The 11,043-nt window shown below is 72.9% G+C and carries 10 protein-coding genes; 6 read left to right on the top strand and 4 right to left on the bottom strand.

Annotated features, from left to right (window positions below):
* Positions 1-188: 188 nt before the first annotated feature.
* The 6 genes from C1I97_RS21680 (at position 189) to C1I97_RS21655 (ending at position 6,695) form a co-directional block, all read left to right on the top strand.
* Positions 189-692 (top strand): DUF3558 family protein, encoded by a 504-nt coding sequence (locus C1I97_RS21680; protein WP_181446844.1) that lies wholly within the window; start codon positions 189-191, stop codon positions 690-692.
* Between the two features lie 483 nt (positions 693-1,175).
* Positions 1,176-2,741 (top strand): hypothetical protein, encoded by a 1,566-nt coding sequence (locus C1I97_RS21675; protein WP_111004881.1) that lies wholly within the window; start codon positions 1,176-1,178, stop codon positions 2,739-2,741.
* Between the two features lie 32 nt (positions 2,742-2,773).
* Entirely contained in the window at positions 2,774-3,319 is a 546-nt protein-coding gene (locus tag C1I97_RS21670) for a DUF3558 family protein (protein WP_111004880.1), read from the top strand.
* 686 nt (positions 3,320-4,005) lie between these two features.
* On the top strand, positions 4,006-4,500 hold the full coding sequence (locus tag C1I97_RS40040) for a tetratricopeptide repeat protein (RefSeq protein ID WP_181446843.1): 495 nt from the start codon (positions 4,006-4,008) through the stop codon (positions 4,498-4,500).
* Positions 4,501-4,772: 272 nt separating this feature from the next.
* Positions 4,773-6,134 carry a BTAD domain-containing putative transcriptional regulator gene (locus tag C1I97_RS21660; protein ID WP_146608255.1) on the top strand — a complete coding sequence of 454 codons (1,362 nt, stop codon included), beginning with the start codon at positions 4,773-4,775 and terminating at the stop codon, positions 6,132-6,134.
* Between the two features lie 156 nt (positions 6,135-6,290).
* Entirely contained in the window at positions 6,291-6,695 is a 405-nt protein-coding gene (locus tag C1I97_RS21655; RefSeq protein WP_369008364.1) for an alkaline phosphatase PhoX, read from the top strand.
* 471 nt (positions 6,696-7,166) lie between these two features.
* On the opposite strand, the gene C1I97_RS21650 is transcribed toward C1I97_RS21655, so the two are convergent.
* The 4 genes from C1I97_RS21650 to radA all read right to left on the bottom strand — a co-directional run.
* Positions 7,167-8,012 (bottom strand): alpha/beta fold hydrolase, encoded by an 846-nt coding sequence (locus C1I97_RS21650; protein WP_181446842.1) that lies wholly within the window; start codon positions 8,010-8,012, stop codon positions 7,167-7,169.
* A gap of 433 nt (positions 8,013-8,445) precedes the next feature.
* Positions 8,446-8,817: a fic family toxin-antitoxin system, toxin component gene (locus C1I97_RS21645; protein WP_111004876.1), complete on the bottom strand. Its 372-nt coding sequence runs from the start codon at positions 8,815-8,817 to the stop codon at positions 8,446-8,448.
* Positions 8,814-9,071, bottom strand: a complete 258-nt coding sequence (locus C1I97_RS21640) for a hypothetical protein (protein WP_111004875.1) — start codon at positions 9,069-9,071, stop codon at positions 8,814-8,816. The genes C1I97_RS21645 and C1I97_RS21640 overlap by 4 nt, the downstream gene beginning before the upstream one ends.
* Before the next feature lie 380 nt (positions 9,072-9,451).
* Positions 9,452-11,043, bottom strand: a 1,592-nt coding sequence (gene radA / locus C1I97_RS21635; protein WP_258382674.1) for a DNA repair protein RadA, incomplete at its 5' end; no start/stop codon positions are given.

Here is an 11,043-nt window from a genome sequence, read left to right as displayed (position 1 = left end):
ATCCGGGATCGTAAGCCGGGTCGCGAAGAGCACGCCCAGTGATGCCGGCCCCAGCCTGAGCCGGCTGACCCGCGGCCCGGATTACGATCCCGGATGGATGGCTGTCATGGGGCGAGGCGGGGGTGTGGGCGGAGCCGCACCGCTTGATGATGTCCCGAAGACGCTCGTGGCGTGCTCCGCTGCTGACCGTGACGTTGCTCGCGACGCTCGCCGCGGCCGGGTGCGGCAGCTCTGGCGACGGGGCTCCCTCGGCCGCTGACCGGCCGCGGTCGGACGCCGCGGACCGCACGGGCGACAGCGGCGGAGCCCCGGCGAAGAAGCCGCCGGCGGACCCCTGCGGGCTCATCTCCGTCCAGGAGGTCCAGCAGTTGGGGGGCGTGTCCGTCACGGCGAAGCCGAGCGAGTTCAACACCACGGGCTGCGAGTACTCGCACGAAGGGGTGCTGATCTCCTCGACCGTACAGGGCGACGAAGCCAAGGCCTTCGCCGACGACATGCTCGCGGGAGCCCCCAAGAAACCGCTCTCCGGCGTGGGCGAGGAGGCCTACTCCTACGACGCCTCCGATCACGGGACCTTCGCCGTGCTCTTCCGGAAGTCGGGCACCTGGGTCGCGATGACCGTGGTGGCGGACAGGGCGGACAACGCCGGGCGGCTGAACGAACTCGCCCGGACGGTGGCCGCCCGCGTCTGACACCGGCCATCGGGCCCGTTCCGGACCGCACCCCACGAGCACGGCGCGCGGTCGGCGGGGGCACGTGCCGGGGGTACCGGGTGCCCGGTGCGGCGGCGGTTCGGTTCGGAGGAGGGGACCGGGCACGGGCAGAAGCGCTGTCGCGCCGCGCGGCCCGTTCCCGGGACCCACCTCGTCCGGCCGTGCCGGAACCCTGCACGTCCACGTTCGCGTGCGCGTGCGCGTGCGAGACGAGGCGGTGGCGGAGCACTCCACGAGGCCGTCTGCCTCCGCTGCCCGGCGACCGCAGCGACCACGAGAGGCGACGGAGCGACCGGTGGCCTGAAGGATTCCTGAACAGGGCGCTAACACGCCGGTCAATGATGGTCCGCAGGGGGTGCGGCGCCGCGCGCGTCGGCCATGGCGAACGGATCACGGCATGAGAATCATCCGGTTGCTGTCGGCCGTGTCACGGGGGTCGCGGCTCTCTGCCCGGGGTGGGCCGTGAGTGCGCCGCGCCCGGGGAGGCGGGGCGCAGCGCTCACGATCGCGCTCCTCCTGACCACCACGGCGGCATGCGGTGGCGCACCCGGGCGTGCCCACGAGGGCTCCGGTCCGGCCGACACGTCCGAGGCCGCGCTCACTTACGGGACCGGGCCGGTCCGTGATCCGTCGGTCACCTACCAGCCCGACGTCGTGATGGTCGAGGGCGGACCGCGAGCGATCCGGGCGGCATCCGGTGACGGTCTGACCTGGACCATCGACGGAAACGCCCGCGGTGCCCAGGACGTTCGGCCCGGAAAGGTCCTGTACGCCACCAGCCGCGCGGTGGGGCGGGTGCAGGAGGTGCGTCGGGTGCACAGAGACGTCGTGGCCACCCTGGGCCCGGTGGAGTTCACCGAGGTCTTCCGCGACGCCCACCTCACCCTCGACCAGGACATCGACGACGGCGCGCTCCACTACCTGGAGATCCCGGACCTGCCCGGGGCGGTGACGGTGCCTGCGGATGCCCCGACGGGCGTTGTGACGGAGGCCGGGAAGGGCGTTGTGACGGAGGCCGGGAAGGACGCCGCGAGGGAGGCCGGGAAGGACGCCACGAGGGACGTCCCGACGACGGCGCGGACGATCGGACGGACATCGGTGCGCGCCGCGCATTCGGGGCGCGTCGGCACCGTGGTCGCACGGGGGCCGGTCCGGCTCGCCGCGACGGCCGGGGGCACGCTGCCGCCGGCCAGGTCGAGCAGTGTCACGGCGGATCTCGGGGAATGGAAGGCCCAGCCGTACCGCACCCCGGGGGCGTTCGGCCTGAAGTTCGATCACAAGGCCGCGGCCGGGCTCAAGGTCTTCGTCGACTTCTCGCTGAGGACGGAGAAGCTGCACATCCGTTCCGATGTGCCCATCTCCGGCGGTCGGGTCGCCGACGGGGCCACGTTCGCCGTCGAGGGGATCAAAAGCGTCGCGATCAGTATTGCCGCCGGTGCGGCCAACGGTGTCATCGACAACTCGAAGATCCGGGCCGAGGTGCCGGTCCAGATGACCCTGCCGATCGCGGGGACCCCGTTCGCCTTCGACATCAGCTGGAAGTTCAGCGTCGCCACCGCACTCGGCGGCAACAACACCACGGTGACCGCCGGCGGTGAGTGGGGGCTCGACGGTGCCATCGACATGGTCAACGGCTCGATCGTCACCCCGAAGCTCTCGGTGATCAAAAGCATCATGGACTCGATCACCGGAATCTCCGTCGGAGTCAGCGACATCGCCACCGCCATCGAGTTCAAGGTCCAGGTCGGAGTCGGTGTGCCCGCCGCCTTCGCCGGTCCCTACGCCAAACTCGTCATGGACTTCGGGGTGACCAACGGCTCGGCCCTCGGCGCCCCGCTGACCCGCTGTGTCGGAGCGACGCTGGACGGCAAGGTCGGCGGGGGCGTGGGGGTCTCCGTCTCCGCCGTGGCCATGGCCGCCCTCAAGAAGCTCCTGCCCACGATGAAGTTCCAGCTGCACCAGGAGGCCCTGACACCTTTCGTCCACAGACAGCAGACGCTGCCGGACGTACCGCTGTGCAAGTCCTGACACCGACACGAAGGCAGACAGTGAGGATCCCGATGAACCGCAACCGCAGCCGCCCGCTGTCGCCACTGGTGCCCCTGGCTGTGCTCGCCGTGCTCGCGCTGTCCGGGTGCGACGGCCACGGGCAGTCCTCGGCCGCCGGCCCCTCGTCGGCCGAGCCGGCCCCGACAACCCGGACTCCGGAGGAGAGCACCGGGGCGTCGTCGCCGAACGGGGCGGCCGTCGACCCCTGCGCCCTGGTGACCAAGCAGGAGGCCGAGAAGCTGGCCGGTACAGCGCTCAACCCCGCGACACCGGTACGGGAGACCTGCACCTACACCGGTCCCGTCACCGGGCCGACGGCCCAGGTGGAGATCTTCGTCGGGGACGGTGCGAAGAAGTACCTCGACATCGAACGCGGCCTCGAACACACGCTCAGGCCGCTGGCCGGTGTCGGCGACGAGGCGTACGCCGAGGACGAGGCGGTCTTCCTCCGCAGGTCCGACCGGTGGGTGTCGATCCGCCTGGTGCGCCTCAACGACCCAGCGGAGAACCGCACGCCACTGGAAGAGCTGGCCCGAAAGGTGGCCACCCGGATCTGACCTCGCGCCGTACGAGAAGCTGGTGCTCGAACACGTCCAGGCCCTGGCCGTGGACGGCGTCGTGGCGACCGGCACGCTCGCCGAGACCTCGCGCGACCTGGGCCGCCGGTGGAAGAGCTTCGGCAAGAAGGTCGTCGTCGCGGCGCGGGCCCAGGGACTGTCGCAGCCCCGATGGAGCAGGGCCCAGGCGGCGATGCTCACGACGACCGCGGCCGTTCCGGCCCTCGCCCTCGCCGTCGCGGCGACGGTGGACGACGGGAAGCGCAACGCCGGGCTCGGCGCGGGCATCGTCTCCTGGGCGCTGCTCCTGATTCTGGGCGCGCGAACCGTTGCCCATGCTGTTCCGCGTCCTGGTCGCGGGCGCCTTCGCGGGATTCCGGGCCTGGATGATCCTGCTCATCGTGACGGCGTTCGACCGATGGCCGGACACGTTGCTCCAGCCCACGATGCCCAGCGTCGGCGCGGCCGTGGCACCGGGAGGAACGCCACGACGACACCGACGAGTACCGGATCGGCGTTCCGGAGAACCTCGGCGAGGTCCGGCTCTCCGAACCCCGCCGGGAACTTCGCCGGGACCCATGCCAGGAATTCCGCCGGGAACCGCGCTGGGGACCCCGCCGGGAGTGAGTCCCGGACTTCCCGAAACCACCCGACCCGTCCCTCTTCGCCATGAGTATCCTGACGCGGTGACCACCAGCGCGGGAGGGGCTGCGGGCGCTGACCGGGTGCGCGACCCCGATACTGTCGTGCGACTGGTGGAGTCGGCCCTGCGACAGGGGCAGTACAACGAGGCGCTGCGGCATGTCGCGACGCTCCCGGCGGACGCGCCGCTGCCTGCCGAACTGGCCTGGCGGCTCGGCCGGGTACTCCACCAGCGGGGCGAGTTCGAGGGCGCCGAGTCGCTGTACGAACGCGCGGCCGCCGATGCCGGGGACACCGGCACGGAGCAGGCCCAGCTACTGGCCGGACGGTCGGCAGCGCGCTGGGCCCGTGGTGACCGGACGCGGGCGCGGAGCCTCGCCGACGAGGCGGCGCGGGCCGCCGAGCAGAGCCGCGACGACGCTGCGCTGGCGGCGGCCTACCTCGCCCAAGCGCTGGCCGCCTTCAGCGAGGGCGACCGCGCCGCCAACGAACACGCTACGCCAGGGCCTTCGCGGCGGCCGTACGGGCCGGGGACGTAGGCCTGCAGCTGCGGATCCGCTCCAACGTCGGTTCCCGCCTGGTCGAGGAGGGGCGCCTGCGCGAGGCGGTCGACGCCCTCACCGAGGCGATCCGCCTCGGTGAGGGCGCCTCCCAGCAGACGCTGCTCGCACTGGCCCTGCACAACCGCGCCGAGGCCTGGCTGGGGCTCAGCGATCTCAACGCCGCCCGCGCCGACGCCGACCGTGCGCTCACCCTGTGGCAGCGGGAGGGCTCACCGCTGGCCGCGTTCGGACTGCTGATGATCGCCCGGGTGCACCTGACCCGGGGCTCCGCCTGGCAGGCGACGGCGGCCTACCGCGAGGCCCTGGCGATGGCCGAGCCGGACGGCAACGCCCAGGTCGTGGCGCAGGCATGGGCGGGACTGGCGCGCGCCTGCTACGCCGACGATCCGGCCGAGGCGGCGCGGTACGCGGAGCTGTCCCTCACGCTTCCGAGCGCCGCCGGGCCGGTCACCGGCGAGCTGGCCGCGGGCTGGGTCGCACTGTGCAGCGGAGACACCGCCTCGGCCGCCCGGTACGCCGCAGACGTCCGCTCGGAGGCCGGCCGCCGCCGCGACCCGGCCGGGCTGGCCGAGGCGATGGAACTCGCCGCGCTCGCCGCATACCGGGGTGATGCGGCCGCGGTGCCGGGGCGCCCTGCCGCACGCCGTGCCGCCGGGCTGGTGGAGGCGGCCGCGGTCTGGGCCGACATGGGCAGCGAGGTGGCGCTGGCCACCAACGCGCTGCTGCGGGCGCGCCACGCGGGCGACCGGCTGTCCGAGGACGTCGCCCGGCAGCGGCTGCACCGGCTCGGGGTGTGCGACGACGCCTGGCACATCGCCGGGCCGCTGGCGGCGATCGGTCCGCCGCCGGTTCCCGAGGTTGCCGTGCAGACCCTGGGCCACTTGGCGGTACTGCTCTCCGGAACGCCCGTGCCCCCGGCCGGATGGCAGTCGCGGAAGGCCCGTGAGCTCGTCAAGGTGCTGGCGGGTCAGCTGGGAAGACCGGTCACCCGGACCACGCTCGCCGCCCTGTTGTGGCCGCAGACGCCTCCGGAGGTGGCCAACCGCCGCCTGTCGGTGCTGATTTCGACGGTGCGCGCGGTCCTCGACCCGGCGCGGCGGCATCCGGCCAACCGCTTTCTGGTCACCGACCCCTCCAGCGTGCGGCTCAACACGGAGAACGTCGTCCTCGACACGGTCCGGTTCCACGACGCGGCCTGTGCGGCCATCGCGGCGGACGCCGCGGTCGAGGGCAGCCGGGACGCGGCGGCCGGCGTCGACGTGGTGGCGCGCCTGGAAGTGGTCGTCGGCATGTACACCGGCGACTTCGGCGACGACGGCGAGCTCACCGGGGAGTGGAGCGAACGCCCGCGGGCGGCCTTCGCCGAGCTGCACCGCGACGTCATCCGTACTCTCGCCCGGCGCTGCCTGCGGCTGGACCGCTGCGACGCGGCAGCCGGCTGGTACCTGCGCCTGATCGGAGAGGACGGCTACGACGAGTCGGCCCACCTCGGACTGATCGCCGCACTCTCCGCGGCGGGCCGGCACGGCGAAGCCCGCCGCCGCTACCACGACTACGCCAAGCGCATGCACGAGATCGATGTCCGCCCGGCCCCCTTCTCCACGACGTGACGGTCCGGGCGGGAAGCCCGCGGGCGCACGGTTTGCCCCCCTCGCACCCGGTCCCGGGCCGAACCGGGTCCCGGGCCGCACCGGACGTCGGTCGCCGACGCCGCGTCCAACGCCGTCAACGCCACCGAGTTCGGCCGTCCGGAAGACGTCGAGGTCATCGGCGACACGCTGTACGTCGCCAACACCAGCGAGGACCGAGTCGTCGCCGTCGACCTGAACAAGAACGTGCTCACCAGCTTCGTCCAGGCCGGGAAGAACGCGCCGGTCGAGAACGCCGGCGCCAAGGTGACGGGCTTCAACAGCCCGGACAACCTCGCCCAGGGCCCTGACGGCCGCCTGTGGATCGTCGAGGACAACTACCTCAGCGACATCTACGTCGCCGGCAAGGACAACGACAAGGACGGCGCCGCCGACAAGGTCGAGCTGTTCGGCTCGCTCAAGGACCCGGGTGCCGAGATCAGCGGCATCTACTTCGGCAAGGACCCGAAGAGCCTCTTCTTCAACGTCCAGCACCCCGACAAGCCGAAGGCCGACGGCACCTGGAAGATCACCCGGCGCTGACCTGCTCCCCGCCTCGCTCCTGACCCGAGCCCCGAAGGGCCCTGCCGCATCCGCGACGGGGCCCTTCCGTCTCCGGGCACCGGCCGACGCCGGAGAGCGGATCACCGACGAGGCTGGTCGAGGGCGAGTGGCCTCCTGGCTTCGGACATGGCCGGCCATATCTGACGGTCACCAGCTGTGACCTCCGGCGCGGCGGGCGGCCAGGGCGGGACACCCCTGGTGAGCGGCCCGCACTTGAGAAGGGTCGGCCAGTTCGCCCGGAGACGACGGTTCCCACCGGCTGGGTACGCGGATCCGGGTCCTCGGAGACCCGGCCCGCTTCGGGTGCTCGGTCAGCCGTCGTGAAAGGGACGCCGGTCCGTGGGGACGTGGCCGCCGGGGACGGAGGGCGTTGTGGTCCACCGGTTCCACGCGGCCCGGTTGCCCACCGGACGCGCCGTCGCCGTGATCTTTGGCGGCGACCTCGACCGGCTATGCGGCGAGTATCGCCAGCGTCTGCTCGGGTGCGGCGAGGATCGAGAAGTGGCCTTGGCCGGGATGGATGTGAAGGCGTGCGCCCGGTATCGCCGCGGCGAAGCGGTGGGCGTGCTGGAGCGGGACGGTGGTGTCGGCGTCCCCCTGGTGGATCGACGTGGGCACCCTGATCGACTCGAGGTCGAAACCCCAGGGGCGGGTCAGCACGCGCAGATCCTGGCCGACTCCCCGGCTGCCGCGGTGGAACGCTCGCAGGTAGTTGGCCAGGAAAGCCGCACGCGCGTCCGACTGGGCGAGGGCACGCCGGTCGCTGGCGGGCATCTCGCTGGTCGCCAGGCGAAGGAACAGCTCTGGTGCCCGGCGCGCCAGCGTGGCCAGGCGGCCCAGAAACCAGCCGCCGAAGGCCGGAGCGTGCCGGGCGATCTGCAAGGACGCGCGCTGCCCGGCAGCCATCCCGCGGGTGGGCCAGGCAGGCGGGCCAAGGGGCGCGATGAGCAGCAGGCTGCGGACGCGGTCAGGCAGCTCGGACGCGCACGCGGCCGCGAACGCTCCGCCGCCCGAGACGCCGAGCAGCGCCACCGGGCCGACATCCAACGCGTCCAGGACCAGGGTGGCTTCCGCAGCCCAGTCCACGACCCGCGGCAGGCGACGGGCGTCGGTGCCGCCGATGCCGGGGCGATCCGGGGCGATGAGGCGCAGTCCGAGCGCGTGGGCCGCGCCCGCGAAGCCATGCGCGGCCAGCCGGGAGTCGGCCAACCCGTGGCAGAACAGCACCGCGGGCGCGTCCGGCTCCCCCACCACCTCGACCGCGATCACCCCGCCGTCGGCTCGACGCAGCTCCACTTTCCCATCATCTCCCGCGCCCTTGGCCCGAGAGCTGCCTGAGCGGCTTTCCAGAGGTTCTGCCGGTAGCCGGCTGGGAGCCAGGGGCCGGCCCGGGGGCTGCGGCGGTCAGGAGCCGGCCCGGTGATGCTCTTCGACAACGCCTGGACCAGCCCTGGTTCCCCGGCAGTCACGCGCAGAGCCTCTGGAAACGCGCTTGGGCAGCCGGCTCACGGAACTTGTGCCAGACCCCGGCTCATGTTGTCGAAGCCAGCGAGCCGCCGCAGGAAGTTGGCCGTGGCCTCTTCATGCCATTGACGTTCAGCCGAGCCGCACCACTCCTCTGCCCCTCACCCTTGAGCAAGGCCCCGCCCTCGTTCCCCCCGGGGAACGAGGGCGGAAGGGGCCATTATCGAGCTGCCCACTGACGATCGGCAGGCCGTACGGGAGCTCGTCAGGGCTTCCAGGTGCGCAGGAAGCCGGTGATGCGGGCTGCGGTGCAGCGTGGGTTGTTCAGTTCGTGCGCGAGTGCGGTGAGCTGTTCGCGGGTGGGGTTGACGGGGATGTTGCTGGCCTCGAGGTACATGACCGCGACGGCGCAGGCGACAGTGAGGTTGGAGCGTTCCAGCCAGCGGCAGCGGCCCAGGGTGTGCACCAGGGCGGCCGCGCGCGCGTACGGGCCGTCGTAGACCGGGTGGTCGAGGAGTTCGCCGCGGTGGCGGGCGACCGCGGCGACGGGCACACCGTAGTCGTCGACGCCGGGGTCGCGGTGGCCGGCCCGCTCGGCGACTTCCAGGATCCAGGATTCGTCGATGTGCAAGATCACGCAGCGACGCCCGGGTGCAGCTGGTCGTACGGGGCGTCGAGCTGCTGCTCCAGGTCGTCGAGGAAGGCGCCGTGCTCCTCGATGAGGCGCTGCGCGGCGGCCATGCCGGCGGCGCGGGCACCGGTGGTGTCCTCGATGATGAGCCGCTCGACATAGCGGTTGAAGTCCAGTCCGCGGGCCGCCGCCGCTTCCTTGCCGGCGGCGAGCACGTCGGGTTCCAGCCGTACCTGAGTCTGTTTCTTCGCGGCAGCCATACACAGCAAGGTAGCAGGGTGGTAGCAGGCTCGGGAAGACCCATGCGAAGCCCGGGTGAGGAGCCTCCGGCACGGCCTCTACGTCCGTACGGTGAAGCGAGCCGTCCCGGCGGTGTTCCCCCGTGCGTCCGGGACGGCTCGTGCGTCCGGGAGGCGGCTGCCGGCCTGCTGCTCACCGATCGTCTCGGGTTTGCCCATCGGCCCCCGCCCCCTGTGTCTCCAAGACCGTGTCCTACGTGGTGAGGCGGACAAGGGCTACATCTGTGCGGGCAGTCGATGCTCTCGGTGCCGCGGAGCGTGGTCACCGCCCAGGCGATCGGGGTTTCATATCGAGGGATGGGGCGGAAATCCGCTTGCCCCTTTGGCGCGTATCACACCCCTCACCCGCTCCTCCGGCCCGCCCGGGAACCGGGCGGGCCGGTGTCGGGACCCTGGGCGGTCTCGGCGGTTGGCACCGCCCCGCCGCGGCGTTCGGCCATGGACGTTCGGCGCACGCGTGTACGCCAGGCGGAGCCCCGTGCCCTCGGCGGCCGGCCCCCTGACGTGGGCGGGCACCGCGCGGGGTCGGGCCGGCGCGTGGCGGCCGGCTCCTCCCCCGCCGGGACCTCGCGGCGCAGGCGGCGGGGGAGCGGGCGCAGCGCGTCGCCCACATCGGCCACCTCGGTGACCCTCATGCCGACCGGGATCCTGCCCGGGTCGACGGGCACCAGGGCGTGGGGGAAGCCGAGCCGGGCGGCCTCGGCCAGCCGCCGCTGCACGCCGGTGACCCGGCGGACCTCACCGGCCAGGCCCACCTCGCCGATCGCGATCAGGTTCTTGGGCAGTGGGGTGTCGCACGCGGCGCTGGCCAGAGCGAGGGCCACGGCGAGATCGGCGGCCGGCTCGGTGAGCTTCACCCCGCCGACGGTGGCGGTGTAGACGTCGCGCCTGCCCAGCTGCGAGATTTTCCCACGCTGCTCGAGGACGGCCAGCATCATCGCCACGCGAGAGGTCTCCAGGCCGGAGGTGGTGCGGCGCGGGTAGGGGAGCTGCGAGTCGACGGTCAGGGCCTGGACCTCGGCCACCAGGGGACGGCGGCCCTCCAGGGTCACGGTCAGGCAGGTGCCGGGCACCGGCTCGTCGCGCCGGGTAAGGAACAGGCCGGACGGGTCGGCGAGGCCGGTGATGCCCTCGTCGTGCAGCTCGAAGCAGCCGACCTCGTCGGTCGCCCCGAACCGGTTCTTCACCCCGCGGACGAGGCGGAGGCGGGCGTGCCGGTCGCCCTCGACGTGCAGCACGACGTCCACGAGGTGCTCGAGGAGGCGGGGGCCTGCGATGGCGCCGTCCTTGGTGACGTGGCCGACCAGGATGGTGGACATCCCGCGCTCCCTGGCGGCCCGGAGCAGCGCGCCCGTTACCTCGCGTACCTGGGCCATGCCGCCCGGCGCACCGTCGACTTCGAGGGAGGCCACGGCCTGCACCGAGTCGAGGACGAGGAGCGCGGGCTGGACGGCGTCGAGGTGGCCGAGGACGGCAGACAGGTCGGTCTCCGCGGCGAGGTAGAGGTGGTCGGAGAGCGCGCCGATCCGGTCGGCGCGCAGCCGCACCTGGCCGGCCAGCTCCTCGCCGGTCACATACAGCGCGCGGGCGGCGGCGCTGGAGGCCTTCGCCGCGACGTCGAGCAGCAGCGTCGACTTGCCCACGCCGGGCTCGCCGGCGAGCAGCACGACGGCGCCGGGCACCAGGCCGCCTCCGAGCACGCGGTCCAGCTCGGGCACGCCCGTGCTGCGCGCGGTGGCCTGCCGGCCGTCCACCTGGCCGATGGGGAGGGCGGCGGTGGTGACCCGGCCGGGCGCGGTCGTGCGGACGGCGGGTGCGCCGAGCTCCTCGATGGTGCCCCAGGCCTGGCACTCGGGACACCGGCCGAGCCACTTGCCGGTGGTCCAGCCGCACTCGGTGCAGCGGTAGGAGGGGCGGTGCCCGAGGCTGTCTC

The organism is Streptomyces sp. NTH33, from assembly GCF_003236365.1.
GTDB lineage: Bacteria > Actinomycetota > Actinomycetes > Streptomycetales > Streptomycetaceae > Streptomyces.
The sequence above is the reverse complement of the archived record's forward strand: the minus strand, read 5'-3'. Positions and strand labels throughout refer to the sequence as shown.

Excerpts from the sequence above, each read along its gene's own strand:
- C1I97_RS21670 (WP_111004880.1), top strand. The coding sequence starts at position 2,774 with ATGAACCGCAACCGCAGCCGCCCGCTGTCGCCACTGGTGCCCCTGGCT.
- C1I97_RS21640 (WP_111004875.1), bottom strand. The coding sequence starts at position 9,071 with ATGGCTGCCGCGAAGAAACAGACTCAGGTACGGCTGGAACCCGACGTG.